This is a genomic window from Bradyrhizobium sp. 44 (assembly GCF_023073095.1).
Taxonomy (GTDB): Bacteria; Pseudomonadota; Alphaproteobacteria; order Rhizobiales; family Xanthobacteraceae; genus Bradyrhizobium.
Window position 1 is genome coordinate 1,120,627 of the sequence record NZ_JADPIY010000008.1, and the last position, 25,413, is coordinate 1,146,039.

Genomic DNA, 25,413 nt, shown 5'->3' on the forward strand with positions numbered 1-25,413 from the left:
CAGGCCCGGGCTTGTCCCGGGCATCCACGCCCTTAAACTCGGGTCAAACAAGAACGTGGATGGCCGGGACAAGTCCGGTCAAGACGACGCTGCCGGGAAACGACCATGCTCACCGAAGCCAACACCTACGACGAACTCTACAGCAATTTCCACTGGGAGATCCCGGCGCGCTTCAACCTGGCGGAGGCCTGCTGCGATCGCCACGCCGACGGCACCGGCCGGCTCGCGTTGGTCTATCTCGACGAGAACGGCGCCATCACGCGCACATCCTTTGACGAAGTTGCGGAGATGTCGCGCCGCTTCGCCAATGTGCTGAAGGCAGATGGTCTTGCCCGCGGCGACCGCGTCGCGGTGTTCCTGTCGCAGTCGCTGGAGCTGCCGATCGCGCACATGGCCGCGTTCCGTTCGGCGATGATCTCCATTCCGCTGTTCGCGCTGTTCGGCGAAGACGCGCTGGAATTCCGTCTGTCGAACTCGCAGGCCAAGGCGATCATCAGCGACAAGGCGGGCTGGGAGAAGCTTTCGAAGATTCGCGACCGTCTGCCGGAGCTGAAGAATGTCTACATCGTTGGCGAACGAACGCCGACGGGCACGACATCGTTCTGGGATTCGGTCAAGGCGGCATCGCCCGACTTCAGGCTGGTGGACACGTCTGCAGACGATCCCGCGCTGATCATCTACACCTCGGGCACGACAGGCAACCCGAAGGGCGCGCTGCACGCACACCGCGTCGTGCTCGGGCATCTCCCCAATGTCGAGATGTGCCACAACTTCCTGCCGCGCCCCGGCGATCTGATGTGGACGCCGGCGGATTGGGCCTGGATCGGTGGCCTCATCAACGGCCTGTTCGCGTTCTGGTATCACGGCATTCCCCTGGTCGGCCACCGCGCGCGAAAGTTTGAGCCGCAAGCGGCGATGCAGATGATGGCCGATCTCGGCGTGCGCAATGTCTTCCTGCCGCCGACCGCGCTGAAGCTGATGCGGCAGGCCGGCGTGACGCATTCCGGAGTCAAGCTGCGCAGCATCTTTACCGGCGGCGAGTCCCTCGGCGGCGAGCTGCTCGGCTGGGTGCGCGAGACTTTCGGCGTCGACGCGCATGAGGTGTTTGGCCAGACCGAATGCAATCTCGTGATCGGCAGCAACGCGAATCTGTTTCCGATCCGCCCCGGTTCGATGGGCAAGGCGACGCCAGGTTTCGATGTTCGCATCGTCAACGACAGAGGCGAGGAGCAGCCACGTGGTCAGCGCGGCGTCATCGGCGTGCGCCAACCCTGTCCTTGCACGATGCTCGAATACTGGCGCAATCCGGAGGCGACGGCAAAGAAATATGCTGGCGAGTTCCTGCTCACCGGCGATCTCGGCGTGCAGGACGAGGACGGTTACTTCTGGTACGTGAGCCGCGAGGACGACGTCATCACCACCGCCGGTTATCGCGTCGGTCCGTCCGAGATCGAGCATACGCTGATGAAGCACCCGGCGGTGGCGATGGCGGCGGTGGTCGGCATTCCCGATCCGATCCGCACTGAATCGATCAAGGCCTGGATCGTGCTGCGCCCGGGCTTTGCCGCCGGCGACGCACTCGCGCGCGAGATCCAGGAGTTCGTCAAGGTGCAACTCGCCGCCCACGAATACCCGCGCTTCGTGGAGTTCGCGGAGACCCTGCCGATGACCGCCACCGGAAAGGTGCTGCGGCGCGAGCTGCGAGCGCTCGGGTAGAGCACATCGTCATCTCACCGCTGCGGCGTCGACAGCGCGGATCGCAGCATCGCGGCGAGGTCTCGCCGCCGGAACGGCTTGGTCAGGATGCGGGCATCGCCGATCCCGTCGGGCGCCTTGACCGGATTTTGGCTGTAGCCGGAGGTGAAGAGCACCTTGAGCCCGGGCCGCAACTGGATTGCTTGCCTCGCAAGCTCCGGCCCGAACATGCCGCCGGGCATCACGACGTCGGTGAACAGCAGGTCGATGTCCGCGGACTGGCGCAACAAGTCGAGCGCCGCCGGGCCGCTTGCGGCCGTGATGACGCGGTAGCCGAGCGCCTTCAGCTCGCTTTCGACATAAGTCCGAACCATGTCGTCGTCCTCGACGACGAGAATGGTCTCGCTTCCTTCGCGCGTGACGATCCCTTCGGCGGGTGAGGCGTCCTCGTTTGGCGGTGCCGCCAAGCGGGGAAAGAACAGCCTGACGGTGCTGCCTTGTCTCGGTGCGGACTGCATCTGCACCAGCCCGCCGGACTGCCGAACAAACCCGTAGACCATGCTCAGGCCGAGCCCGGTCCCCTTGCCGACCTCCTTGGTGGTGAAGAACGGCTCGAACGCCCGGCTCGCCACCTCGGCGGTCATGCCGCTGCCGGTGTCGGTCACAGCCACCATGACATAGTCGCCCGATCGCGGCTCGCCGTTGATGTCCAAGTCGGATTCACCGAGCGAGACGTTGCGCGCCTCGATGGTCAGCCTGCCGCCCAACTGCATGACATCGCGCGCGTTGAGCACGAGATTGAGCAGGGCCGTCGTCAGCTGGCCGGGATCGACGCTGGTCAACCCCACATCCGGTTCGAGCGCGAAGGCGCATTCGATGTGCTCGCCCAGCGGCCGGCGCAACAACGCCTCCATCTCCTGAATCTTCTCGCTAATGTCGATGTCTCGCGGCCTCAGGGGCTGCTTGCGCGCGAAGGCGAGCAGGCTCCGCGTCAGGTCGGAGCCGCGCTCGGCGGCTGTCGCGATGTCGCCGGCGATCCGGTGCAACTCCTTGTTCCCCGCCAGCCTGTCGGCAAGGTGTTCCGAATTGCCGAGAATGACGGTGAGGAGGTTGTTGAAGTCATGTGCCACGCCGCCGGTGAGCTGACCCATGGCCTCCATTTTTTGGGATTGGCTGAGCTTCTGGTTGAGGTCCGCGATGGCCGCGCGTTGCTGCTCGAGCGACTCGGCAGTGCCATTGAGCAGGGTCATCAATCCGCCAAGCTCGCCGCGCGGATGGGGCGGAGGAATTCGCGCGCTGAGATCGCCGAGCCCGAGTCTCTTCGCCATGCTGGCGAGTCGCCCGACCTGGCGCCCGACGCTCACGGTTGCGAGGATCCATACGCCGGCCAGCAGCAGCAGCAAGGCCACCGCGAGGATCGCCATGTCCTCGTAGAGCCGGCGATTGGCCGCCGCGACCAGTCCGTCCTTGGAGCGTCCGACCAGGATGAAGAGGCCGGCATCACGGATCGAAGGCGAGTGGGCGACGGCCCAGACCTGCGTGCGGCCGTCGCGATCGGTCACTTCCTGAAATGCCTTTTGATCGGGAGCCGTCGCGAAGCGGAGCAGGTCAGATCCCGCAATCGACGCGCCCACGGGCGCGGTCCAGCCGGCTGTCGAGGGGGCGACGAGAACGGTGCCCTTGGCGTCAATGAGCAGGACATCCTTCTCGGCGAGCAGCCGCTTGTGGTGATACTCGGCGAATTTACGCAGGTTGAACGAGGCGAGCAGCACCAGCTTCAGCGAGCCCGCCTCCGATCGCACCGGATATGCGATCTGGAGCACCGATATTCCGGTCAGCCGGCCGAATACCGGCTCAACCACGACGCTGCGCGAGACCAGGGCCTGCTTGAAATAGGCGCGATCCCTCAGATCGAGGGTGCGGTTGGTCCGCAGCGAGTCGCAGAACAGGCTGCCGTCCGGGTCGATGGTCAGGATTCCCGTGAACTGAGGGTATTCCTCGCGGACGTCCGATAGAAACGCCGAGCACGCCGCCTTGTCGCGCGTGTCGAGGTCGCGCGCGCGGGCCAGACCGTAGTGAAGCTGCGCGGTTCCTTGAATCTTCTCACTCAGATCGCTGGCAATGTCGTCGGCCGAGGCCGCCAGATTGGCCAGGGCGGCGTTGATTTCACTGCTCCGGTTCTGCACGAAACGGAGCCCGACGAGGCTCGCCGGCACCAGCATGGCCGCGATGACGAGTATCAGTAGCCGGGTGCGCAAGCTCATCGGTCGGACGGTCCAATCTGGTCATCGCGCGCTCGTTCAAGGACCCAATTTGCGGCACCACCCTCCGCTCAGTCCATAGGCAACGGGCCGAAAAAGTCCTCGACGGGGAAAGATTTCGAGCTAGTTGCAGCACGGATGAGCTTCTCGAAAGGAGCCCCGCCGACGGCGCGATGGCTTTCCCGGGTCTGCGCCGGTGGCCTCGGGATACCGTCGTCCGGCCGTCAACTCCCGCGTGCGCGCCGGCCGCGGGGACGCTAAGATCGAGGTCATCCGCGTGCGACGGAGATCGCACCGGCTAAGGAGGAGGGAGCTGATGTCCATTTCGGGCAAGGTCGATCCGGTGGTGCGTCCCGTCGCGGCGACCGACATCGCCGAGGCGCTGGTCGAGGGCCTGCGTGATTTCCAGGCGCTGCCGCTTTACGGCCTTTGCTTCGGCGCGCTCTACGCCGCCGGCGGCATTGCCATCATGCTGTGCTTCACTGCGTTCGGCATGGTCTATCTGGTCTATCCGCTGGCCGCCGGCTTCGCGCTGCTCGGGCCATTCGTGGCGATCGGGCTCTATGAAGTCAGCCGCCGTCGCGAGCGCGGCGAGCCCGTCTCGCCCGGCGCGATCTGGTCGGCCGTGCGCGCGCGCAGCGAGATCGGCTGGATGGCCTTCGTCACGCTGTTCGTCTTCGTGGTCTGGATGTACCAGGTGCGGCTTCTGATCGCGCTGCTGCTCGGCCTGCACGCCTCGTTCTCGAGCCTGCAGGAGTTCATGACGGTGGTGCTGACCACGAACGAGGGCTTGCTGTTCCTCGGCATCGGCAACGCGGTCGGCGCGGTGCTGTCGCTGATCTTGTTTTCGCTGACTGTGGTGTCGTTTCCGCTGCTGCTCGACCGCGAGGTCGATTTCGTCACGGCGATGGTGACAAGCGTGCGCGCGGTCGTCGCCAGCCCGCTGCCGATGATCGGCTGGGCCGCGGTGATCGTGATGGTCCTGATCGTCTCGGCGCTGCCGTATTTTCTGGGGCTGGTGGTGACGCTGCCCGTGCTCGGGCACGCGACCTGGCATCTTTATCGGCGCATCGTGGTGCCGGTGGCGTAACGGTGAGCCGGACGCAACGGCAGCGAACTATTCGCCCGTTGCCAGCCGGCGCTCGCCTGATGAGGTCAGTTCGAGTTCACCGAGGCGCCTGACCGCATAACCGAGGTTGGTCAGCCGCTCGCCGTGCGCTTGCGGAATTTCGCCTTGCGCCTTACCCTTGCCGATCTCGGCCAACGACGCAAATTCATCGGCGCTAAGGGTAACGCTGCTGTCTGTCATCAGGCAACCTCGTCGGTCCATACTTTGAAATTGAGCAGCTTATTCGGACCGAAGGTCTGGGTGATCGGGACGTCCGCGGCATCGCGTCCTTGCGCGATCAGCACGCGGCCGATCCGCGGCGTGTTGTTGCGGGGATCGAACATGTGCCAGCTTCCGCCGAGATAAGCCTCGAACCAGCCGGCGAAATCTCCCACGGCCCACGGCTTCGGCGTGCCGATGTCGCTGAGATAGCCGGTGCAGTAGCGCGCCGGGATGTTCATGCAGCGGCAGAACGCGATGGCAAGATGAGCATAGTCGCGGCACACACCCTTGCCTTCGTCGTAGACTTCCCGCGCCGTCTTGGTTGCGCGCGCGTGCTCATAGCCGAAGGCGATGTGACGATGAACGAAATCGCAGATGGCCTGGACCCGCGCCCAGCCGGGCGGCGTGTGCTCGAACAATTTCCATGCGATATCCGACAAGCGATCGGTCTCGCAGTAGCGACTGCCGAGCAGATAGACGAGCGTGTCGGTCGGCAGCGCCTCGACGGCGTGCTGAACCGCGTTCGGAAACGCCGGGTCGGGCAGGCCGCTGTCACTCACGACCCCATCGCCGGCAAGGCGAAAGGTGCCGGCCGGCGCTACGATGCGGCTGCACCAATTGCCGAAGAGGTCGCGATAGGGAGTGATCGGCACCGAGGGTCTGGTGGTCACCAGGTCGGGCACGATGACATCGGAGGCGCGGGTGAAGTGCGTGCCCAACACCATGATCATAGGCGTGGGCTGCGGGAATTCGTACAGCATCTCAAACCCGACGCGGAGCTTCATACGTTTTTCCCTTGGCTAAGCTCCCAACATGGCTACGAAGCGGCCGATCACAAGGCTTCGACGGCTTATTCGGTCGCGAACGGCAATTTGCGCTTCAAAAGCGCGGCACGGGCGAGAAAACGATAGCTAATTGCGGCGATTGCGCGCACGGTGCCGACAACGTCGGAAAGAACCTGTCGTCTCTGCGCATATGCAGCGCCACGACTATTCGCGCGACGTGAAGCGCCTCATTCCCTCGCACTGGCGGAGCCGACTCATCGCGACGTCGCAACAGCGGTCGTTGCGCATATTGCCCGCTCCGGCGGTGAGGCGGACGCGGCACGCCCGTGCCGCGGACGCCTGAAGGTTTCATCGCGATTCTATCATGAGATCGAACGCCAACCGAAAGCACCCGATGCAAACTCAACCGATGCAAGCTCTCTCGCCACGGCACGTCAAGACAGAAGAAGCGCTCCGGCTCGGCGTCGAGTCGGGCTGGTACGCAATCAAGGTCAGCGGGACCTTTGTCTCGGGCCCGCACGTTTCGGAAGCGGATTGCAGTCGCAAGATCGACGAAATCAATCCACCGGTGAAGAAGAAGCGGTGACGGCGCAGGGTTCGTCCGCTACGGCGTCTTGATCCCCATCGCCCTCAACGCTTCCAGCATCTGCGCCGGCGGCGCCATCTTGATCTGCGGCGCCTTGCCCGTTTCCAGCAGGCTCTTCAGCCCCGACAGGATTGCGGGCCAGCCGGTGCGGCCGCCGGAAAGGATGTCGTCGCTGAGCGGGCGGTCGTGACGTTCGCTCATGGTGAGGCGGACGGCCTCGCCGGCTTGTTCGATCTCATAAGTGACAAGCGTGGTGCCGAGCTTCGCGACGAGGTCGGGCCAGTTGAGGTTCCACGTCACCGTCAGCCTGTTCGGCGGATCGTATTCGAACACATCGCCCGAGATGTGTTCTGATCCGTCAGGCGCGCGCACGATGAATTTGCCGCCGAGTCTTGGCTCCATCTCAACCGCAAAGCCGGAAAAGTATTTGCGGCTGAACTCGGCGGAGGTCAGCGCCTCCCACACCTTGTCCGGCGTCGCGGCGATGTAAATCGTGTAGACGGTGAGCGGCTTGAACTGATCGAGGTTCATTTTGCATCAAATCCCTTGTTGAGGGCTGCGCGCGGAATGACCAGCACTTTGCCGCGTTCCAGCAGGCTCTTGAGGCCGGACAGGATCGCCGGCCAGCCGTTGGAAACGGCGCCGAGATATTTGCCGCCTTCGACGAAGCCGTCATGCAGCACGGTCAAACGCACGAGCGAGCCGAACGGTTCGATGGTGAACACGACGCGCGAGATCGGTTCGCCGCGCAGCTCTTCGTATTTCTGGTGCTTGAAGCTGTAGGACAACCGCCGCGGTGGATCGGCTTCTAGGATTTCGCCGGAATCGGTGGTCTCGCCGTCCAGCAGTAGCGCGAAAGGGGAGCCGATTTTCCAGTCGGACCTGACCTCGGCGCCAAACCAGTATTGCTTGCTGAACTCGCTTGATGTCAGCGCCTCCCACAGCCTCGTTGGCGTGGTCTCGATGTAGGTGACATAGACGAATTGCGGCTTACTCATCACGCTTCTCCAACTGGCGTTTCAACTCACCGAGTGCGGCGAGCTTGCCGCGCTCGAATTTCTTGATCCAGCGCTCGCCGATCTGATGGATCGGAACCGGATTGAGATAGTGCAGCTTCTCGCGGCCGTGCCTGATGGTCGTGACCAGGTTGGCGTCTTCCAGAATGGCAAGGTGCTTGGTCACCGCCTGGCGCGTCATCGCGAGGCCTTCGCAGAGCTCGTTCAGCGTCTGGCCATTCCTGGTGTGAAGCCTGTCGAGCAGCGACCGTCGTGACGCATCGGCGAGCGCTTTGAAGACCTCATCCATGGCGACGATCATATGCAACCAAACGGTTGCCTGTCAAGACGGTGATGCATCGAGCGCGGCTCGTGTTCCGGCAGACACCGGAGATGAAGACGTGGGAGCTGCGGCGCTGGACGGACATTAAGTGTCATGCATTAATGCCCCAAACCGCTCTCAGCGAGTCCTCCCCATGATGTCTCTGCAAGCCTATTTCGCCTTCCTTGCCGCCTGCATCGCGCTGGCGCTGCTGCCGGGGCCGATCGTCACTCTCGTCATCGCCAACGGGCTGCGCCACGGCACGCGTGCGGCGCTGACCAATGTGGCCGGTGCACAGGCCGGTCTCGCAATCGTCATCGGCATCGTCGCGGTTGGCCTGACCTCGCTGATGGCGACCATGGGCTACTGGTTCGACTGGGTGCGCTTTGCCGGCGCCGCCTATCTGGTCTGGCTCGGCATCAAGCTGATCTGGGCACCGGTCGAGGGCGTCAATGTCGACCAACCGCCGGCGCCGCCGCGCGGCGGATTCTTCCTGCAAGGTTTCCTGGTGCTGCTGTCGAACCCGAAGGTGCTGGTGTTCTTCGGCGCCTTCATCCCGCAGTTCATGGACATGAATCGCGACCACTTCCCGCAGGTCGCGCTGCTGGGCGCAACCTTCATGGTCACTGCGGTGATGACGGACGCGCTCTACGCTATCGCCGCCGGGCGGGCCCGAAAGTTCTTTTCAGCTCGCCGCACCCGCATGATGTCGCGCATCTCCGGCGGCTTCATGATCGGCGGCGGCATCTGGCTGGCGCTGACCAGGGCGAAATAACCCCCATCGGACTAGTCGACCAGCCTCTCCGCCCGCAGCTCCAGCTCGATCTCCGCAAAAATCCGCGCCAGCCGCTCGGCCCATTGTTGCTGGCCGGACTGGTCCGCGATCAGATCCTGGCGGATCTCGATGCCGGTGTTGACGAGGCCGCGGGCTTCGCCGTGGACGGGGATGGTGTAGTCGGTGAGGTCGTTGACCGCGTAGGGCTCGTTGTCGCCGACGACGAGATCGCTCTCTCTGCTCAGATGCCTGAGCAACAGCTGCGGCAGCACGGTGTCGCGATTGTAGAGCGCGCCGATGTGCCAGGGGCGCGCGACGCCGGCGTAAACGGGGGTGAAGCTGTGCAGCGATACCAGCACCGTCGACCGCTTGTCGTGCACGCGGCGGCCGATCGCGGCCTCGATACGGCGGTGATAGGGCTCGAAGATCTCGCGCCTGCGCGCTTTGCGTTCCTGCTCCGAAATTCCCTCGTTGCGCGGGATCGCGGTTGCTTCGGAAATCAGGGGGATAGAGCTCACGGCGCCGGGCGGGCGGTTGCAGTCGATCACCAGCCGCGAATAGCGCTGGGCGATCAGATGTGCGCCCAGCATCTCTGCGAGCCGGTCGGCGACCCCCGCAATGCCGATGTCCCAGGCGATATGCCGCGTCAGCTCGCCTCCCGCGACGCCGAGATCGCCGAGCGCACGCGGCAGCACCCGTCCGTAGTGGTCCGAGGTGAGCAGAAAAGGCGATGTCCCTTGCGCATTCACCTCGTGCACCGGGGGGACGTCACCGTCGCTGAGGAGTTGATTGGTCGCCTCGATTGTGTCTAAAGCCATCCTGATTGCCTAATGAAACAGCAGTCACCCCGAAGAATCGGGCGGGATTGCTATAGATTGGTCCGCCCGACCTCACCATGATTGCCTGAAGATGCCGCTGCTGACGATTCATCACAAGACCGAATATCGCTACACCCGCCCCGTGGCGTTCGGCGAACACAGGATCATGCTGCGTCCGCGCGACGGGCATGATCTGCGCGTGCTCGACTCCAGGCTCGAGATCTCGCCGGAGCCGATGTCGCTGCACTGGATCCACGACGTGTTCGGCAATTCCGTCGCGATCGCGAATTTCGACGAGCGCGCGGACACGCTGGTCTTCGATTGGCACGTCACCGTCGAGCACAATCCGGTCGAGGAGTTCGCGCTGACGCCGGACGACTCGGCCTATTTCTATCCGTTCGCGTATGATGACGAGGAATTTCCCGACCTCGTCCACTACATCACCCCGCAATACACCGATCCCGACGGCGAGATCGCGGAATGGGCGCGCGGCTTTCTCGACGAGGACGCGCCGACGCCGACCTTCAAGATCTTGAGCGGCATGACCCACGGCATCCGCGAGCGGTTCAAGTACCGCAAGCGCCACGAGCTGGGCACGCAGCATCCGCTCGACACCTTGCAGTCCGGTAGCGGGACCTGCCGCGACTACGCGCTGTTCATGATTGAGGCGCTGCGCCATCTCGGCATCGCCGCACGATTCGTCTCCGGCTACATCTTCCTGCCGGAGGATATCGAGCAGCGCCATGTCGGCGGTGGTTCGACGCATGCCTGGGTGCAGGTCTACCTGCCGAGCGCGGGCTGGATTGAATTCGATCCGACCAACGGCATCGTCGGCACCCGCGACCTCATCCGCGTCGCGGTCGCACGCGATCCGCGCCAGGCGATCCCGCTGCACGGCGTCTATATCGGCGCTGCGGGCGCGTTCGACGCCATGGACGTCACCATCAGGGTGGTGTCGGACGAGCAGCGCAGCGGTGAGAAACTCGAGGCTGAGGCTTCGTAGATCTGCTGCGATTTGCACACTGCCGATTGACGGTTATAGAAGGCCATGACCTCCGATCGTCTTTTCGTCTACGGCACGCTGATGCGCGGCTTCGACCATCCGATGGCGCGGTTGCTTGCGGGCCATGCGGATTTTCTGGGTGAAGCGACCTGCCGTGGCCGGCTCGTTCTGGTGAAGCATTATCCGGGGCTGCTGCTCTCCGATGTGCCATCCGACCGCGTCCACGGCGAACTCTTTCACCTGGGCGTGCCCGACGAGCTGTTGCGCGAGCTCGACATGTACGAGGCCTGCGGCGAGGGCTTTCCGGCGCCGACCGAATATCTGCGCCAGCTGGTCGACGTGACAGGCCCGGACGGCGCGACGGCACCGGCCTGGACCTACATCTACAACTGGCCCGTCACCGATCTGCCGCGCATCGAATCCGGCCGCTTCCTCGATCACTAGGCCGACAGCACTTCCTTCACCGCGCGGACGTCGACCTCGCGCTCGACATAGGTCCACTCCTCCGTCCGCCTCAGCATCGCAACCAGCTCCTCGAACAGCGAGGCGTGCGCGGGCGCGAATTCGAACCAGGTCAGGAAATCGAAAGGCCCGCCGAGGTCGCGGCAATGATAGAGCTGGCGCGCGATCGCAGGCAGGAAGCGCAGGCTGCTCGCGATGTGGTGCGACTTGTCCTCGAATATCCTGCGGCGCTCTTCCTGGGTCAGATCCCACCAGGCCTGCGACTTGCGGATCGGGATCAGCGCCGCGCTGGTCGCTTCCAGCCGGCCGAGGCCGGCCTGCACGGCCGTGAGCTGCTGCTTCTCGGCGCGCTCGGTGTAGCGCAAGTTGCTCGCGGCGCCGACCAGCCGCCAGGCATTGCGCGAGGGCACCAGGGGCAATGCGATGGCCTCGCTGTCGGTGACCGACAGCGCCGGCATGAAGGCGAGGGGTTCGCCCGTCACAGGCGAAATCGAGGTGATGCGCCAACCCCCACTCTGGCCGCCTCGGAAGGTCCTGAACATCGCCCATGGAAGCGTGGAACCGAGGCGGGTTCAAGGCCTCTGGCAGTCGGGCTCACACTCCGCGGGCCCCGGGATGACCGAAGGGCTGTGAACAGCGCGTATAAGCCTGACAAACCTGACTTCTGGACGGGCCGTCCCTATATCCCTGATCCCTTCGCCCGACTCACACGGTTTCGCGTTACACAGAGCCCATGCGCTTCACGCCCCAATTCCTCGACGAGCTGCGTGCCAGGCTTTCGGTCTCCGAAGTCGTGGGCAAGCGCGTCAAGCTGAAGAAGGCGGGGCGGGAGTGGAAGGGGCTGTCGCCGTTCCAGCAGGAAAAGACGCCGTCCTTCTACGTCAACGACCAGAAGGGCTTTTACCACGACTTCTCCTCGGGCAAGCACGGCGACATCATCAGCTTCATGATGGAGACCGATGGCCTGCCGTTCGCGGAGGCCGTGGAGCGACTCGCCAATATGGCGGGCCTGCCGCTGCCGGCGGTGACGCCGGATGCGGCGCGTCAGGAGCAGCGGCGCCGCTCGCTGCACGACGTGATGGATCTCGCGGCCAAGTTCTTTGCCGAGACGCTGGCCTCGCGCGTCGGCGCCAAGGCGCGGGGCTATCTCGCCGACCGTGCTATCTCGCCGGCGACGCAATTGCAGTTTCGGCTGGGCTATGCGCCACCAGATCGTTTCGCGCTGAAAGAGCATCTCGGTAAGCTCGGCGTCTCCGTCGACGACATGGTCGAGACCGGCATGCTGGTGGCCGGCAACGACATCCCCGTGCCCTATGACCGGTTCCGCGACCGCGTGATGTTTCCGATCACGGATTTGCGCGGCCGCGTCATCGCCTTCGGCGGCCGCGCGCTGGAGAAGGACGTTCCGGCCAAGTACCTGAATTCGCCGGAGACGCCGCTCTTCCACAAGGGCGACAATCTCTACAACCACCAGACGGCGCGCAAAGCCACCCATGACGGGAGCGCCCTCATCGTGGTCGAGGGCTATGTCGACGTCATCGCCATGGTCACCGCGGGCTTTGCCGGCAGCGTGGCGCCGCTCGGCACCGCGCTTACCGAAAACCAGCTCGCGCTGCTCTGGAAGATGGCGGACGAGCCGATCCTCTGCTTCGACGGCGACCGCGCCGGCCAGAAGGCGGCTTATCGTGCCGCGGACCTCGCCTTGCCGTTCCTCGCACCAGGCAAGAGTCTTCGTTTTGCGCTGCTGCCGGAAGGGCAGGATCCCGACGATCTCGTGCGCTCCGGCGGTCGCGGCGCGATCGAGGAGGTGATCGCGGCGGCGCGTCCGCTCGCCGAGATGATCTGGTCGCGCGAGCTCGAAGGCGGCAATTTCGCCACGCCCGAGCGCCGCGCCGCGCTGGAGGCGCGCATCAAGGAGCTCTCCAACGGCATCCGCGACGAGGTGGTGCGGCGCTATTATCGGCAGGATCTTGCCGAGCGGCTTCAGCGCGCCTTTGCCCCCGAAGGCGGGCGCGGCGGCTTTGGCGGCCGTGGCAATTTCCGCCCCGGCTCGGCCGGCCGTCAGTTCCAGCCCCGCGGTGGGGGAGGCGCGAATCGATTCGGCGGCCAAGGATTCGGCCAGGGATTTGGCGGCCGCCGCGGCCCGCCCGGTCCGATCCAGCTGCCCTCGGGGCCCTATCAGGCGGCGAGCGCGCAGCTCGCGGCAAGCCCGATCATGCGCGGCCAGCGCAGCGCCATCTCCCGCCGGGAGGCCCTGATCCTGCAGATCCTGATCAACCACCCCTGGCTGCTGCACGATCACCTCGAGGAAGTCGCGGCCCTGGAGCTCGCCCATCCCGAGGTCCATAAGCTCAGGGCCGGCATCATCGCCGCTTTTGCCAACGACCATCACCATTCGCCGGACCCCGGCGAGCTGGCCGAGAAGATGCGCAGCGACCTCGAGAAGGGTGGATTTTCGCAGGCTCTTCAAAGGGTTGAGGGCGGCATCACGACGGCGGCGGTGTGGGGCGCCCGCGAGGGCGCCGCACGGGACGACGTTCTCTCCACCTGGCATCAGCTGGTCGCCTTGCATCGGCAGTACCATTCACTACTTAGAGAGCTGAAAGACGCCGAGCTGGCCTTGGGGGATGATCCCAGCGAGGCCAACATGGCGTGGCTGCGCGACGTCAAGGCTCGGATAGGCGAAGTCGACGGCACCGAGGCCCTGATCGAGGGTTTTGGCGAGCTGTCAGGCCGGTTCCAGAAGAGCGTGTGATGAAAGAATCATGCGGACGGCCGAGGCCTGAACCGCTAAAAGACTCGCCAAATCCGAGGTTTGGCGGCAAAAACAGGGTTAATCGAGGCTTAACGGTCTTGTAGCACTTTGGCCACCAGGCGGCCGCAGGCAGAACAGACGCGTCAGGAATGAATCCGCGCAATTGCTGTTGGCACTACACCTGCAACCGCTGCGACAAAGAGGCTCTACGAAGCGTTAGGCAAATCCGGCGAGTGAAAGGTCGGGGGTGGCGACAAGAGGTCCGCGCCGCCCTTTCCGTGTCGAGATCTGACGAAGCGAGAGCATCGAGCAACAGGTTCAAGTGATTTCACGCGGGCGCAGCGAACGTCTGTGTGAAACGCGTTTAGGAGCAATGGATGGCCACCAAGGCAAAGACGCTGCAGGCGAAGGACAAGGAAAAAGACGACAAGGCAGCGGACGCGCCGGAGAAGGACTCCCAGGACGCGCCCTCGCCGTTGCTCGATCTGTCCGACGCGGCCGTGAAGAAGATGATCAAGCAGGCCAAGAAGCGCGGCTTCGTGACCTTCGATCAGCTCAACGAAGTTTTGCCGTCCGACCAGACCTCTCCCGAGCAGATCGAGGACATCATGTCCATGCTCTCGGACATGGGCATCAACGTCACCGAAGCCGACGATAGCGAAGGCGAGGAGGACAAGGACGAGGGCGGCGAGGACGAGACCGACAACGAACTCGTCGAAGTCACCCAGAAGGCCGTCACCGAGGTCAAGAAGAGCGAGCCGGGCGAGCGCACCGACGATCCCGTGCGCATGTATCTGCGCGAGATGGGCACCGTCGAGCTGCTGTCGCGCGAAGGCGAAATCGCGATTGCCAAGCGCATCGAGGCCGGCCGCGAGGCGATGATCGCAGGGCTGTGCGAAAGCCCGCTGACCTTCCAGGCTATCATCATCTGGCGCGACGAGCTCAACGAAGGAAAGATCTTCCTTCGTGACATCATCGATCTCGAAGCCACCTATGCCGGGCCCGATGCCAAGGCCGGCATGAACAATGCGATGATCGCCGGTCCGAACGGCGAGACCGGTGAAGCGACGGCCGAAGGCAGCCAGGCCACCGGTGCCGCGCCCGCGCATGTCGCCCCGCCCGCCGCACCGCCGGCGCCGACCCCGTTCCGCGCCGCGCCTGCGCCCGGCAATGCCGGCGACGCCGCGAAGGATCCGGCGGAGTCCGCCGCCGAAGCCGACATGGACGAGGACGACGAGTTCGAGAACCAGATGTCGCTTGCGGCGATCGAGGCCGAGCTCAAGCCGAAGGTCGTCGAGATCTTCGACAAGATCGCCGACAGCTACAAGAAGCTGCGCAAGCTGCAAGAGCAGGACATCCAGAACCAGCTCGAGAGCACCTCGCACGGCCCTTCGCTCTCGCCGCACCAGGAGCGTAAATACCGCAAGCTCAAGGACGAGATCATCGTCGAGGTGAAGTCGCTGCGCCTGAACCAGGCGCGTATCGATTCACTGGTCGAGCAGCTCTACGACATCAACAAGCGCCTCGTCTCGCATGAGGGCCGCCTGATGCGCCTTGCCGACAGCCACGGCGTCGCGCGCGAGGACTTCCTGCGCAACTACACCGGCTCGGAGCTCGATCCGCGCTGGCTTAACCGTGTCTCGAAGCTGTCGGCCAAGGGCTGGAAGAACTTCGTCCATCACGAGAAGGACCGCATCAAGGACCTCCGCCACGAGGTGCATCAGCTCGCGGCGCTGACCGGCCTGGAGATCATCGAGTTCCGCAAGATCGTGCACTCGGTGCAGAAGGGCGAACGCGAGGCCCGTCAGGCCAAGAAGGAGATGGTGGAAGCCAACCTCCGTCTCGTGATCTCGATCGCCAAGAAATACACCAACCGCGGCCTGCAGTTCCTCGACCTGATCCAGGAAGGCAACATCGGCCTGATGAAGGCGGTCGACAAGTTCGAGTATCGCCGCGGCTACAAGTTCTCGACCTACGCCACGTGGTGGATCCGGCAGGCGATCACCCGCTCGATCGCGGACCAGGCGCGCACCATCCGCATCCCCGTGCACATGATCGAGACGATCAACAAGATCGTGCGCACCTCGCGCCAGATGCTCAACGAGATCGGACGCGAGCCCACTCCTGAGGAATTGGCCGAAAAGCTCGGCATGCCGCTGGAGAAAGTGCGAAAAGTCCTCAAGATCGCCAAGGAGCCGTTGTCGCTGGAGACGCCCGTCGGTGACGAAGAGGATTCACACCTCGGCGATTTCATCGAGGACAAGAACGCGATCCTGCCGATCGACGCAGCGATCCAGTCCAACCTGCGCGAGACCACCACGCGCGTGCTGGCCTCGCTCACCCCGCGCGAAGAGCGCGTGCTGCGCATGCGCTTCGGCATCGGCATGAACACCGACCACACGCTGGAAGAAGTCGGCCAGCAGTTCTCGGTGACGCGCGAACGTATTCGTCAGATCGAGGCGAAGGCACTGCGCAAGCTGAAGCATCCGTCGCGGTCGCGGAAGCTGCGGAGCTTCCTGGATAATTGATTCAGGCATGCCCGGATTCGATCCGGGCATTCATCCAAACGAAAACGGCGGGCCGAGGCCCGCCGTTTTTGGTTCTGCCGACGCTTCGCACGACTTGCGAGCGGAGCCTACTTCTTCTTCGCGCCGACCCGCTCGAGGTTCTTGATCTCCAGCGCCGGTCGGCCGGATTTTTCGGCGATCTCGCGGTCCTGCTCCATGATGTAGGCGCGGGCCGGCTCGTCGCCATCGAGGCCGCCGAGCAATTCGGCGGGCACGCGCCGGTTGGAGCGTTGGGAGCCGTCTTCATAGAAGACGTTGAAAAAGGCGAATTCGCCCTTGGGATTGGTTCCGGGTTTTTTGGCCATGGCCGGCTTTTCGTCGATCAGGGGGCCATAGTCAAATGACTTTGGCAGGTTTCCGGGGGCTGGCCGCGGACCCTGCAGAGGTAGAACCGGCTGCGCGCTCGACCGACGAACCGGTTTGCGGCGCGCCTGGATGCCGGATGGATTCAACGCTTCGTAAAACCCGATGCGCTCCGTCGAGGAGACCCTTACCTTCAGCCTTGTCTCACCCTGCCTCAATAAACGGCGGGCAGCGAAGCCCGCCGTTTATTTTGGTCTTCAGTGTCGCCCGGGGCTGGCGGGGCGACAACCTAGAATAGAAGTTTATAACCGGCGCCATGCCGTGGCAAGGCAAATCGTTGGCGCTGCGATGTCGTAGCGAACGCATCAGATATGCAGCGGTCGCGACATCGCGTTTCGATCAGCGCCAAAGCAATTGCTTGGATGGCCAAATCACTTTGTTCATATTTCCTGCTCTCGCAATGAGACCGGCGCGCGCCTTGTTAGAAAACGCGTTTGCCTGCACGTATTTCCGCGTGCAGAAGTTGCGCTGACTAACATATGTTAATCCGTTTTCGCCTTCACATTGTTCCCATCATGCTGCGCGCGCAGCATGCACCAATCTCACGGCGCCACCAGCTCCACGCGCCGATTGAGCGCGCGGCCGGTGTCCGTTGCATTCGGGCCGACCGGCGCGAGCAATCCAACGCCGGCTGTGCGCAATCGCGTCGGCGCGATGCGAAAGTTCTTCACCAGCTCGGCTGCGACGGCTTCGGCGCGGCGCTTCGACAGGTCGAGATTGTACTCATAGGCGCCTTGGCTGTCGGTGTGGCCGACGATGAAGACGTTGAGCTGCGGCTGGTTCGTCAGCAGCTTTGCGATCTGCTCCAGCGTCGGGCGGCTTTCCGGTTTGAGCACGGCCTTGTCGGTGTCGAAATAGATGCCGTAGAGCGCGATGTGGCCGGTCTCGCCAAGCCCTTTCGCCATTGCGGCGGCATCCACCATCTTGTTCGCGATGGCGCCGAGCTCGGCGACGGTGACCTGCGCCGTGATGTCCTGATTGTTCTGGCTGACCAGGACGCTGGCAAAGGTCTCGCGCCCGCCCTCGGTCTTGCGGCCGGCGTAGTAACGATAGTTGAAACCATCGACCCACATCTGCGGGACCGGCAGCGTGTCGACGGCTTCGGTAAAGGGAATGGCGCCGCAGGCATCGGTGTCGCAGGCGAGCAGGGTCCCGAAGCCGGCTTTAGCAAGCTGCGTCTCGAAATTGCGCGACACTTCCAGGATCGAGGGGCCGGGATTGGTGCGATAGGCGATGCGAAAGACGCGGCCCTCGAGCCGCCGCGCATCGACGGGCTGGCCGTCCTTGAAGGGAGCCGCCTGCATCCGCGCCGCGTCAAAATCCTTCATCACATAGCCGGTGATGACGCTACCGGCGAACCGGCCGATGCCGGGATAGTCGCGGCTACCCGCGACATCGCGTGTCTGCGCGGGAGCGGCAGTCAGGGTGAGGCAGAGCAATGCGAGGACGGCGAGGATCCGCCGCGACATGGACATGAGCATGGAGATCCGCATAGGCATGGTCATCTCGATCGGTTAGGGAGGGGGCGAGCGCATTTGATTTGTCGCAGGCAGGCAGCGATCGGTTCTGGCGAGGATTTGTCGCTTTGACGCGAATCCGGTTCCCGGGCATGATCGTGCGCCGCTCTCCCGCCCATTCCCTGTAGGATTCATCCGAATGTCGAAATACGCCTTGGCCATCGCCTTCATCGCCTGTCTGGCCGGCGGATCGGCGCAAGCCGCGCGCTGCGGCGGCGACTTCAATAGCTTTGTCGCCAGCATGGCCGCGGAAGCGCAAGCTGCCGGCGTCTCGGCGAGCGTGACCAGTGCGGCGCTCAGCGGTGTGCAGCAGGATGGCGCGGTGCTCGCCTTCGACCGGCGCCAGCGCTACACCTTCAACAAGAGTTTTGAGCAGTATGTTTCGACCCGCGTCGGCCCCGGCCGCATCAATGGCGGCAAGGCGCTGTTGCAGCGCCATGCCGCGCTGCTCTCGCGCATCGAGCAGCAGTTCGGCGTGCCCCGCCATATCCTGGTCGCGATCTGGGGGCTGGAGAGCGATTTCGGCAAGGGTGACATCGGCAAGCTGCCGGTGGTCCGCACGCTGGCGACGCTGGCGCATGATTGCCGCCGCACGGAGCTATTCCAGGGCGAGCTGCTTGCGGCGCTGAAGATCGTGCAGCGCGGTGACCTGCCGCTGCGCGACCTCATCGGCGCCTATGCCGGCGAGATCGGCCAGACCCAGTTCCTGCCGTCCTCCTACATCAAATACGGTGTCGATTTCGACGGCGACGGCCACGTCGATCTCCGCCACAGCGTTCCCGACGTGCTCGCCTCCACCGCGAACCTGCTTCACACCAGCGGCTTCAAGATGGGCCAGCCCTACGGCGAAGGCACTGCCAATTTCGAGGCGATGCGCGAATGGAACAGGGCGGTGATCTATCGCAAGACGATCGGGTATTTTGCCGATCGGCTGGCGGGGCAGTGAGGGGAGCTAACCACAGTCGTCATTGCGAGCGCAGCGAAGCAATCCAGAATCTTTCCGTGGAGACAGTCTGGATTGCTTCGTCGCTGCGCTCCTCGCGATGACGAGCGGAGACAGTGCCGCGCCCCTGACCTACTTCGCCGGCCCCTTCGCCATCCTCTCCAGCTTGCGCTGCAACGGTGCCCAGTACGTTGCCGGGCGGAAGCGCAGGAGGTCCATGAAGCGGGCGTCGTTGCCGAATCAGGATGCGCGGCTCGTTTCTTTCGATGCCCTTGATGATGCGCAGCGCGGCATCTCTCGGCGTGGTCTTTGCCGCGTTCTCGAACCGCTCGATCGATTGCGACCGGCGTGCGTTGTCGGTAACGCCGACCCCGGTGCGCGAATTGCGGGCGATGGCGGTGGCGACGCCGCCGGGATGCACGACCGACAGCCTGACAGGGCTGCCCGCGACTGCAAGCTCGTGCCGCACGCTCTCGGAAAAGCCGCGCACCGCGAATTTCGCCGCAGCATAGGCCGACTGTCCGGGCGGGGCGATGATGCCGAAGATCGAGGACAGGTTGACGATGTGCGCCTCGCCCAGCGTCTTCAGATGCGGCAGGAAGGCGCGCGTGCCGTGCACGACGCCCCAGAAATTGATGTCGAACAGCCAGTCCATCTGCGCCTGGTCGATCTCCTCGAACGAGCCCATCAGCGCCACGCCGGCATTGTTGACGACGATGCCGAGCGCGGGATGCGCGATGGTCGCCTCACGCGCGAACTGCGCGATGTCGTCGGGCTCGCCGACGTCGACGCGATGCAGGCTGACCTTGCATGCGGCTCCGATCTCGGCCGCGAGCGTCTTCAGCCCGGGCTCGTCGCGATCGGCGAGCGCGAGATCGCAGCCGCGCCGCGCAAGCTCGGTCGCCAGCGCGCGGCCGATGCCGCTTGCCGCTCCGGTGATGGCGGCGGCGCCGCCGATTGCAGTCATGATGATCCCCCGTCGAGCGCTCTCCAGCGGAACTATGATTTACATTTTTTCATATTGGAACCGAACCGCATGGCGGTTCCCACCTTAACCTACGTTACTTGATGAAGACAGGCAGCATTGGGAGCCGCCGATGGGACAAGCACAGCCATTTCGCGCCACCGCACTGATCGTGGAAGACGACCTCATGCAGAGGGAGATGCTCAGTCTTCTTCTCGAAGAAAGCGGCTACGACGTCATTCAGTGCGAGAGCGCCGAGGCGGCCGAGCTTGTGCTGGAGAAGAGCGCAGGCGCGCTCTGCCTGATGATGACCGACGTGCAACTCGCCGGCCGCATGAACGGCGTCGAGCTCGCGCATGTCGCCAAGGACCGCAACCCCAAGCTCGACGTCGTCGTCACCTCCGGCCGCCCCTTGATGCAGCCCCTGCCGAACGGCGCAAAGTTCTGGGCCAAGCCCTGGGCGCCGCTCGACGTGCTCCGCGAGGCCGAGATCGCGCAGCTGTCCTGACGGTCGATCCGGCAGGCCGGCTTTCGTGGTCCGGAGCGCGGTGATAAGGTCGGTCCATGACCTTGTCCTTCCTGCTCACCTCGCTCATCGTCGTCGCCTCGCCCGGCACCGGCGTGCTCTACACGCTGGCCGCCGCGCTGACCCGCGGCTCGCGCGCGAGCTTCGCGGCTGCCTTCGGCTGCACCCTCGGGATCGTGCCGCACATGACGGCCGCGATGCTGGGGCTCGCCGCCGTGCTCCACACCAGCGCGCTCGCCTTCGCCGCGTTGAAATGGTGCGGCGTCGCCTATCTGCTCTACATGTCCTGGCAGGCGCTGCGCGAGACCGGGGCGCTGGCGGTCGATGGCGAGATCCGCGAGCGTTCGGTTGGCCGGGTGATCGTGACCGGCTTTCTGATCAACATCCTCAATCCGAAGCTGTCGATCTTCTTCCTCGCCTTCCTGCCGCAGTTCATCGCCGCGGACGAGGGCCATGTGCTGGCGCGGATGCTGGAATTGAGCGGCGCCTTCATGGCGATGACGTTTGCGGTGTTCGTGGTCTACGGACTCTGCGCAGCCTCGGTGCGCGAGCGCGTCATCTCCCGCCCGCGCGTCATGGCTTGGCTGCGCCGGAGTTTTGCCGCCGGCTTCGCCGCGCTCGGCGCCAAGCTGGCGTTCGCGGAGCGATAGCTTCTCCAGCCAATCAACGCGGGAGCCAATAAAAAAGCGGGCCTTGCGCCCGCCATCTTCCAACTCACAACTTCCACCCGACGCCCGGGCGGAGCGAGCTCCACCCGGGCAAAGAATAAGAAGCCTCGTTACTTCTTCTTCGCTGCCTTCTTGGCCTTCTTCTTCGTCGCCTTCTTCGCCTTCTTCGCTTTCTTAGCCATAGGATCCTCTTCAGGGTTAATGGTGAAACGCGACACGAGGGATGCTCGGCGGAGGGCCAGCCTCGCAACATCCTCGACGACAAGCTCAGCAGATTCGCGCGCTTCTGCCCCGCGCTGTCATATCGGTGTCATCGCGTTATCCACAGCTCAGATGCGTTTTTGGGTGATTTTGGTTCGCGAATCCGGCGTCGCCGGCATGCCTAACGATCCGACAATGCGCCGGCCGTTCATGAATCCAAAACCAAAGGCATGCTTTCGCGGATCGCAGTGAGACTCCGTTAAGCGCGACGGCTGCATTGTCTCCGCAAGAAAACGGGGACGGGGTCATGGACGGACAGCTGGCAGGGACAGAGGGCGCGATGCTGCGCTTGTGGCGCGCGCCATGCTGAACGTGCCGACACTCTGGACCGTGTTCGTCGTCAACTTCCTGGCGCTCGGCCTGATCTGGGCCTACGTGACACGCTCCTATCCGAAATTCGCGGCCGCGCGGTTCTGGATGGCATCGTGCTTCGTCGGCGCGACCGGCACGATGGCGGCCTTGATCCGCCTTTTCGTCGTCTCGCCTGTCCCGCTTCTGCTCGGAGCCGCCGGCGTCATCGCGGCGAGCTGCCTTGCCGCCATGGGCATTCAGCGCTTCTACGGGCAACCGGTGTCCTGGCGCGTCATGGCCGCCACCGGAATTCTCAGCCTTGGCGGCGTCGTGTTCTTCATGGTCGCATACGATCACATGCAGTTGCGCATGCTCAGCTACTCGCTCGGTCAGGGGCTGCCGTTGGCGCTGTCGCTGCGTTTGCTGCTGTCGCCGCCGGAAGGCCGCGCCAGCCCGGGAGCCCGGCTCTCCGGCATCGTGATCATCACCATCATCGCGATCTTCGCGGCGCGTGCGATCGGCAATCTGCTCGGCGGCGATTTCTCGTCGGTCGCCGGCGGGCAGTCTCATGCCGTCATGGTGCTGGGCCTGCTGTTCCTTTCGATGACGCTCAATTTCGGCTTCCTGCTGATGGCGATGGACCGCCTGCGCAACGAGGTTGCCGACCTCGCGCTGCTCGACGATCTCACCGGTGTCGCCAACCGGCGGCACCTGTTGCAGCGGCTGGGCGAAGAATGCGCCCGCTCCGAGCGCAGCAGCGAGCCGTTCTCGCTGCTGGTGATCGATCTCGACGGCTTCAAGACCATCAACGACACCCACGGCCATGCCGCGGGCGATGCCTGCCTCCAGCACTTCACCCTGATGGCGCAGACGCGCTTGAGGCCCGGCGACATGCTCGCCCGCACCGGTGGCGACGAATTCTGCGTCGTGCTGCCGTCGTCGACCTTGCGCGAGGCGGCTGCGATCGCCCGCCGCGTGCTCGAGGTCTGCCGCCAGGATGCCGTCAACTGCACCGGCATCGACATTCCGATCGCGATCTCGATCGGGGTGGCGCAGTGGGACCGCGGCGTCGGCCAGTTTCCGGACCGCCTGATCGCGCATGCCGACCACGCGCTCTATGCCGCCAAGAAGAACGGCAAGAACGACTTTGCCGTCCACGATCCGGCGCCGCCGCTCATGCCTGACCCGGTCGGTCCCGGCGAGGCCTTGCGCAAATTCGCGTAAGGGCGTGCTAACGTCAGGTCCGCACTGGACCCGCATGATGATCTCTCGCCTGCTCGCGGCCGTTCTCGCCGCTCTCATTCTGATCGCACCTGCCGCTGCGACCGACGCCGAGCTCGCTAAGCTCGCGCGCGCCTCCGGCACGCCCGACATTCCCGGCCTGAAGATGGTGTGGCTGGCGCCATGGGGCGACGTCGGCAACGCAAAACCGTGGCGTAACATCATCGTGCACCAGACCGAGGGACCGGCAGGCTCGGCGCGCGGCGGTGCCGAGGTGCAAGCGAAGAATCCCACGCGTCGCGGCGTCACATTGTGGGTCGAGACCGACGGCACCGTCTATTGGGCGGTCGCGGAAAACCTGGTGCCGACCCATGGCGACGGCGCCAACCGCAACGACAACAAGTACATCGACAACAAGCCGACCTATCGCCAGGTGGTGCGCGACAATTCGATCGGCGTCGAGTTCGCCGGCAACTATCCCGACGTCACCACGGGCCCGACCGCGGCGCAGGTCGCGGCATGGAAGATCCTCGTCCAAATTCTGCGCGCGCGCTACGGCATCCCGCTCGACCGCGTCTATGCGCACAACTGGATCGACTACAAGGACGCCCGCTATTGCGAAGGCTGCTGGCTCGCGACGCTGGCGCGGATTTGGGGGGAGTGACGAGCTACACCGGTTGCGACATCCAGCCGAACAGCCGCCGGATCAAGCCCGGCCGCCGCGGCAGTTCCGGCGGGTCATCCACCGCCAGCACGCGTTTGAAGAAGTAGTCCAGGAACACCATGTCGTTCGGCTCGGTGACCGTGAATGTCTCGTCGCCGAAGTAGACGCTGTAGTTGAAGAAGAACGGACCCATGAGCGGGATCGTCGCCGTCGAGGCGTAGTCCTTCGAGATCACGAACTCCGACGGCTCGAGCCCGTGGTCGCGCATCGCCTGCTCGACCAGCGGCAGCTTGCGCATGAACTGGGCGGAGAAGCCGCCGACGGTGGATTGCAGGATGATCGACACGGTGCGTGTCCGTTCTCTTGATGCTGTCGGCCCGATGCTTTTGGTCGGTCGACCGGCAGCGCGGGTTCAAGATGCCTGGTCCGCCTCCGCGCGAACATGCTGCACCTCACACGCAAACAAAAAAGCCGGCGTTGCCGCCGGCTTTTTGTCTCTTGTCGATCCGCCAATCTCTGGCGCTAAAAACCTCGCGCTTAGAGCGCGGCTTCCAGCGCGGCCTGTTCGGCCTTTGCGATCGTGCCCTTGACCGCGGACTGCACCTTCTCGAAGGCGCGGACCTCGATCTGGCGGACGCGCTCGCGCGACACGCCGAACTCGGCAGCAAGGTCTTCCAGCGTCATCGGCTCATCGGCGAGGCGGCGCGCCTCGAAGATGCGGCGTTCGCGCGGGTTGAGCACGCCCATGGCGCCGTTCAGGGCGTCACGGCGGTGATCATACTCCTCGTGCTCGGCCAGCATGGCTTCCTGGTTGGGCGAATTGTCGACCAGCCAGTCCTGCCATTCGCCGGCCTCGCCGTCGTCGCGGATCGGAGCGTTGAGCGACGCGTCGCCACCGAGGCGGCGGTTCATGTCGACCACGTCCTGAGCCGTGACGCCGAGACGCTTGGCAATGATGGCCACCTGGTCGGGGCGGAGATCGCCTTCGTCCAGTGCGGAAATCTTGCTCTTCGCCTTGCGCAGGTTGAAGAACAGCTTCTTCTGGTTCGCGGTGGTGCCCATCTTCACGAGCGACCACGAACGCAGGATGTACTCTTGAATCGACGCCTTGATCCACCACATCGCGTAGGTAGCGAGACGGAAGCCCTTCTCGGGCTCGAACCGCTTCACTGCCTGCATCAGGCCGACATTGCCTTCCGAGACGACCTCGGAGATCGGCAAGCCGTAGCCGCGATAGCCCATGGCAATCTTGGCCACGAGACGGAGATGGCTGGTGACGAGTTGGTGCGCGGCGTCACGATCATCGTGCTCGCGCCAACGCTTGGCGAGCATGTATTCCTGCTGGGGTTCCAGCATCGGAAACTTGCGGATCTCGCCGAGGTAACGGGAAAGGCCGGATTCGCCATTAAGGACCGGCAGGGTAGCTGTACGGGCCATAGTGCGCCCTCCAAACAGGTTCAGGCCCCCGATAGCGGCGGGCCAGGCAGACGACCGCTTGGTTAAAGCCGATCGGTGCTGCGATGTTCCGCGTTGGTCTTCAACGCAAGCGCAATATACTCCATCGGGAGGCAAAAAGGGAAGGATTGCTGACGTCACGTCCCCGTGTGGCAGCTATAACTTTTTGTAATGTAAAGCATTTCT

At 64.2% G+C, this 25,413-nt stretch carries 25 protein-coding genes and 1 pseudogene; 13 read left to right on the forward strand and 13 right to left on the reverse strand.

Going from position 1 to position 25,413, the window contains the following annotated elements; translation table 11 throughout:
- Positions 1–105 precede the first annotated feature (105 nt).
- A complete protein-coding gene (locus tag IVB41_RS07435) occupies positions 106–1,716 on the forward strand; it encodes an acyl-CoA synthetase (RefSeq protein ID WP_247428528.1) in 1,611 nt (536 codons plus the stop codon).
- 14 nt (positions 1,717–1,730) lie between these two features.
- On the opposite strand, the gene IVB41_RS07440 is transcribed toward IVB41_RS07435, so the two are convergent.
- Positions 1,731–3,959 carry an ATP-binding protein gene (locus IVB41_RS07440; RefSeq protein WP_247428531.1) on the reverse strand — a complete coding sequence of 743 codons (2,229 nt, stop codon included), beginning with the start codon at positions 3,957–3,959 and terminating at the stop codon, positions 1,731–1,733.
- Positions 3,960–4,272: 313 nt separating this feature from the next.
- Here IVB41_RS07440 and IVB41_RS07445 point away from each other — a divergent pair, with 313 nt between their 5' ends.
- On the forward strand, positions 4,273–5,046 hold the full coding sequence (locus IVB41_RS07445; protein ID WP_247428535.1) for a DUF2189 domain-containing protein: 774 nt from the start codon (positions 4,273–4,275) through the stop codon (positions 5,044–5,046).
- 27 nt (positions 5,047–5,073) lie between these two features.
- Here the strand turns inward: IVB41_RS07445 and IVB41_RS07450 are convergent, their stop codons facing one another.
- Both IVB41_RS07450 and IVB41_RS07455 read right to left on the reverse strand, forming a co-directional pair.
- Positions 5,074–5,265, reverse strand: coding sequence for a hypothetical protein (locus tag IVB41_RS07450; RefSeq protein WP_247358024.1), 192 nt, complete (start codon positions 5,263–5,265; stop codon positions 5,074–5,076).
- Positions 5,265–6,071: a transglutaminase family protein gene (locus IVB41_RS07455; protein ID WP_027565307.1), complete on the reverse strand. Its 807-nt coding sequence runs from the start codon at positions 6,069–6,071 to the stop codon at positions 5,265–5,267. Before IVB41_RS07455 ends, IVB41_RS07450 begins: the two co-directional genes overlap by 1 nt.
- Positions 6,072–6,435: 364 nt before the next feature.
- On the opposite strand from IVB41_RS07455, the gene IVB41_RS07460 reads away from it, so the two are divergent.
- Positions 6,436–6,657 carry a hypothetical protein gene (locus tag IVB41_RS07460; protein ID WP_247282510.1) on the forward strand — a complete coding sequence of 74 codons (222 nt, stop codon included), beginning with the start codon at positions 6,436–6,438 and terminating at the stop codon, positions 6,655–6,657.
- Positions 6,658–6,675: 18 nt separating this feature from the next.
- On the opposite strand, the gene IVB41_RS07465 is transcribed toward IVB41_RS07460, so the two are convergent.
- The 3 genes from IVB41_RS07465 to IVB41_RS07475 are packed head-to-tail and all read right to left on the reverse strand — an operon-like array spanning position 6,676 to position 7,962.
- A complete protein-coding gene (locus tag IVB41_RS07465; RefSeq protein ID WP_247428541.1) occupies positions 6,676–7,188 on the reverse strand; it encodes an SRPBCC family protein in 513 nt (170 codons plus the stop codon).
- On the reverse strand, positions 7,185–7,655 hold the full coding sequence (locus IVB41_RS07470) for an SRPBCC family protein (RefSeq protein WP_247428546.1): 471 nt from the start codon (positions 7,653–7,655) through the stop codon (positions 7,185–7,187). Before IVB41_RS07470 ends, IVB41_RS07465 begins: the two co-directional genes overlap by 4 nt.
- A complete protein-coding gene (locus tag IVB41_RS07475) occupies positions 7,648–7,962 on the reverse strand; it encodes a helix-turn-helix transcriptional regulator (RefSeq protein ID WP_219683740.1) in 315 nt (104 codons plus the stop codon). The genes IVB41_RS07470 and IVB41_RS07475 overlap by 8 nt, the downstream gene beginning before the upstream one ends.
- Before the next feature lie 166 nt (positions 7,963–8,128).
- On the opposite strand from IVB41_RS07475, the gene IVB41_RS07480 reads away from it, so the two are divergent.
- A complete protein-coding gene (locus IVB41_RS07480) occupies positions 8,129–8,749 on the forward strand; it encodes a LysE family translocator (protein WP_247428549.1) in 621 nt (206 codons plus the stop codon).
- Between the two features lie 11 nt (positions 8,750–8,760).
- Here IVB41_RS07480 and IVB41_RS07485 read toward each other — a convergent pair whose 3' ends face one another.
- The gene (locus tag IVB41_RS07485) at positions 8,761–9,567 is read right to left on the reverse strand and encodes an N-formylglutamate amidohydrolase (protein ID WP_247428552.1); all 807 of its coding nucleotides are present in this window, start codon (positions 9,565–9,567) and stop codon (positions 8,761–8,763) included.
- A 91-nt stretch (positions 9,568–9,658) separates the two neighbouring features.
- Between IVB41_RS07485 and IVB41_RS07490 the strand changes: the two genes are divergently transcribed.
- Positions 9,659–10,570 carry a transglutaminase family protein gene (locus tag IVB41_RS07490; RefSeq protein WP_247282505.1) on the forward strand — a complete coding sequence of 304 codons (912 nt, stop codon included), beginning with the start codon at positions 9,659–9,661 and terminating at the stop codon, positions 10,568–10,570.
- A 45-nt stretch (positions 10,571–10,615) separates the two neighbouring features.
- Complete coding sequence (locus IVB41_RS07495) at positions 10,616–11,014, forward strand: gamma-glutamylcyclotransferase (RefSeq protein ID WP_027565300.1); 399 nt, start codon at positions 10,616–10,618, stop codon at positions 11,012–11,014.
- On the opposite strand, the gene IVB41_RS07500 is transcribed toward IVB41_RS07495, so the two are convergent.
- The gene (locus tag IVB41_RS07500) at positions 11,011–11,574 is read right to left on the reverse strand and encodes a chlorite dismutase family protein (RefSeq protein WP_247428555.1); all 564 of its coding nucleotides are present in this window, start codon (positions 11,572–11,574) and stop codon (positions 11,011–11,013) included. The two genes, IVB41_RS07495 and IVB41_RS07500, sit on opposite strands and share 4 nt — an antisense overlap.
- Before the next feature lie 191 nt (positions 11,575–11,765).
- On the opposite strand from IVB41_RS07500, the gene dnaG reads away from it, so the two are divergent.
- Both dnaG and rpoD read left to right on the forward strand, forming a co-directional pair.
- Positions 11,766–13,787 carry a DNA primase gene (gene dnaG / locus IVB41_RS07505; protein ID WP_027565298.1) on the forward strand — a complete coding sequence of 674 codons (2,022 nt, stop codon included), beginning with the start codon at positions 11,766–11,768 and terminating at the stop codon, positions 13,785–13,787.
- Positions 13,788–14,164: 377 nt separating this feature from the next.
- Positions 14,165–16,315, forward strand: coding sequence for an RNA polymerase sigma factor RpoD (gene rpoD, locus IVB41_RS07510; RefSeq protein WP_027565297.1), 2,151 nt, complete (start codon positions 14,165–14,167; stop codon positions 16,313–16,315).
- 107 nt (positions 16,316–16,422) lie between these two features.
- On the opposite strand, the gene IVB41_RS07515 is transcribed toward rpoD, so the two are convergent.
- On the reverse strand, positions 16,423–16,659 hold the full coding sequence (locus IVB41_RS07515; RefSeq protein ID WP_007614643.1) for a hypothetical protein: 237 nt from the start codon (positions 16,657–16,659) through the stop codon (positions 16,423–16,425).
- 600 nt (positions 16,660–17,259) lie between these two features.
- Entirely contained in the window at positions 17,260–18,198 is a 939-nt protein-coding gene (locus IVB41_RS07520) for an OmpA family protein (protein WP_247428559.1), read from the reverse strand.
- A gap of 175 nt (positions 18,199–18,373) precedes the next feature.
- Between IVB41_RS07520 and IVB41_RS07525 the strand changes: the two genes are divergently transcribed.
- On the forward strand, positions 18,374–19,180 hold the full coding sequence (locus tag IVB41_RS07525) for a lytic murein transglycosylase (RefSeq protein WP_247428563.1): 807 nt from the start codon (positions 18,374–18,376) through the stop codon (positions 19,178–19,180).
- A 129-nt stretch (positions 19,181–19,309) separates the two neighbouring features.
- On the opposite strand, the pseudogene IVB41_RS07530 reads toward IVB41_RS07525, so the two are convergent.
- Positions 19,310–20,144: pseudogene (locus IVB41_RS07530) on the reverse strand (SDR family NAD(P)-dependent oxidoreductase).
- Positions 20,145–20,274: 130 nt separating this feature from the next.
- On the opposite strand from IVB41_RS07530, the gene IVB41_RS07535 reads away from it, so the two are divergent.
- From IVB41_RS07535 to IVB41_RS07550, 4 genes are all read left to right on the forward strand, one after another.
- Positions 20,275–20,649, forward strand: coding sequence for a response regulator (locus tag IVB41_RS07535; protein WP_247403712.1), 375 nt, complete (start codon positions 20,275–20,277; stop codon positions 20,647–20,649).
- 56 nt (positions 20,650–20,705) lie between these two features.
- Complete coding sequence (locus tag IVB41_RS07540) at positions 20,706–21,317, forward strand: LysE family translocator (RefSeq protein ID WP_247428566.1); 612 nt, start codon at positions 20,706–20,708, stop codon at positions 21,315–21,317.
- A gap of 582 nt (positions 21,318–21,899) precedes the next feature.
- On the forward strand, positions 21,900–23,111 hold the full coding sequence (locus IVB41_RS07545) for a GGDEF domain-containing protein (protein ID WP_247282500.1): 1,212 nt from the start codon (positions 21,900–21,902) through the stop codon (positions 23,109–23,111).
- 34 nt (positions 23,112–23,145) lie between these two features.
- A complete protein-coding gene (locus tag IVB41_RS07550; protein ID WP_247428571.1) occupies positions 23,146–23,772 on the forward strand; it encodes a peptidoglycan recognition family protein in 627 nt (208 codons plus the stop codon).
- A gap of 4 nt (positions 23,773–23,776) precedes the next feature.
- On the opposite strand, the gene IVB41_RS07555 is transcribed toward IVB41_RS07550, so the two are convergent.
- Both IVB41_RS07555 and rpoH read right to left on the reverse strand, forming a co-directional pair.
- Entirely contained in the window at positions 23,777–24,118 is a 342-nt protein-coding gene (locus IVB41_RS07555) for a hypothetical protein (RefSeq protein ID WP_027565289.1), read from the reverse strand.
- Between the two features lie 191 nt (positions 24,119–24,309).
- On the reverse strand, positions 24,310–25,209 hold the full coding sequence (gene rpoH / locus IVB41_RS07560) for an RNA polymerase sigma factor RpoH (protein ID WP_007596598.1): 900 nt from the start codon (positions 25,207–25,209) through the stop codon (positions 24,310–24,312).
- Positions 25,210–25,413 lie beyond the last annotated feature (204 nt).

Bases quoted from the DNA above. Each gene is read 5' to 3' on its own strand.
- IVB41_RS07435 (WP_247428528.1), top strand. From the start codon at position 106: ATGCTCACCGAAGCCAACACCTACGACGAACTCTACAGCAATTTCCAC.
- IVB41_RS07440 (WP_247428531.1), bottom strand. From the start codon at position 3,959: ATGAGCTTGCGCACCCGGCTACTGATACTCGTCATCGCGGCCATGCTG.
- IVB41_RS07445 (WP_247428535.1), top strand. From the start codon at position 4,273: ATGTCCATTTCGGGCAAGGTCGATCCGGTGGTGCGTCCCGTCGCGGCG.
- IVB41_RS07450 (WP_247358024.1), bottom strand. From the start codon at position 5,265: ATGACAGACAGCAGCGTTACCCTTAGCGCCGATGAATTTGCGTCGTTG.
- IVB41_RS07455 (WP_027565307.1), bottom strand. From the start codon at position 6,071: ATGAAGCTCCGCGTCGGGTTTGAGATGCTGTACGAATTCCCGCAGCCC.
- IVB41_RS07460 (WP_247282510.1), top strand. From the start codon at position 6,436: ATGAGATCGAACGCCAACCGAAAGCACCCGATGCAAACTCAACCGATG.
- IVB41_RS07465 (WP_247428541.1), bottom strand. From the start codon at position 7,188: ATGAACCTCGATCAGTTCAAGCCGCTCACCGTCTACACGATTTACATC.
- IVB41_RS07470 (WP_247428546.1), bottom strand. From the start codon at position 7,655: ATGAGTAAGCCGCAATTCGTCTATGTCACCTACATCGAGACCACGCCA.
- IVB41_RS07475 (WP_219683740.1), bottom strand. From the start codon at position 7,962: ATGGATGAGGTCTTCAAAGCGCTCGCCGATGCGTCACGACGGTCGCTG.
- IVB41_RS07480 (WP_247428549.1), top strand. From the start codon at position 8,129: ATGATGTCTCTGCAAGCCTATTTCGCCTTCCTTGCCGCCTGCATCGCG.
- IVB41_RS07485 (WP_247428552.1), bottom strand. From the start codon at position 9,567: ATGGCTTTAGACACAATCGAGGCGACCAATCAACTCCTCAGCGACGGT.
- IVB41_RS07490 (WP_247282505.1), top strand. From the start codon at position 9,659: ATGCCGCTGCTGACGATTCATCACAAGACCGAATATCGCTACACCCGC.
- IVB41_RS07495 (WP_027565300.1), top strand. From the start codon at position 10,616: ATGACCTCCGATCGTCTTTTCGTCTACGGCACGCTGATGCGCGGCTTC.
- IVB41_RS07500 (WP_247428555.1), bottom strand. From the start codon at position 11,574: ATGTTCAGGACCTTCCGAGGCGGCCAGAGTGGGGGTTGGCGCATCACC.
- dnaG (WP_027565298.1), top strand. From the start codon at position 11,766: ATGCGCTTCACGCCCCAATTCCTCGACGAGCTGCGTGCCAGGCTTTCG.
- rpoD (WP_027565297.1), top strand. From the start codon at position 14,165: ATGGCCACCAAGGCAAAGACGCTGCAGGCGAAGGACAAGGAAAAAGAC.
- IVB41_RS07515 (WP_007614643.1), bottom strand. From the start codon at position 16,659: ATGGCCAAAAAACCCGGAACCAATCCCAAGGGCGAATTCGCCTTTTTC.
- IVB41_RS07520 (WP_247428559.1), bottom strand. From the start codon at position 18,198: ATGCTCATGTCCATGTCGCGGCGGATCCTCGCCGTCCTCGCATTGCTC.
- IVB41_RS07525 (WP_247428563.1), top strand. From the start codon at position 18,374: ATGTCGAAATACGCCTTGGCCATCGCCTTCATCGCCTGTCTGGCCGGC.
- IVB41_RS07535 (WP_247403712.1), top strand. From the start codon at position 20,275: ATGGGACAAGCACAGCCATTTCGCGCCACCGCACTGATCGTGGAAGAC.
- IVB41_RS07540 (WP_247428566.1), top strand. From the start codon at position 20,706: ATGACCTTGTCCTTCCTGCTCACCTCGCTCATCGTCGTCGCCTCGCCC.
- IVB41_RS07545 (WP_247282500.1), top strand. From the start codon at position 21,900: ATGCTGAACGTGCCGACACTCTGGACCGTGTTCGTCGTCAACTTCCTG.
- IVB41_RS07550 (WP_247428571.1), top strand. From the start codon at position 23,146: ATGATGATCTCTCGCCTGCTCGCGGCCGTTCTCGCCGCTCTCATTCTG.
- rpoH (WP_007596598.1), bottom strand. From the start codon at position 25,209: ATGGCCCGTACAGCTACCCTGCCGGTCCTTAATGGCGAATCCGGCCTT.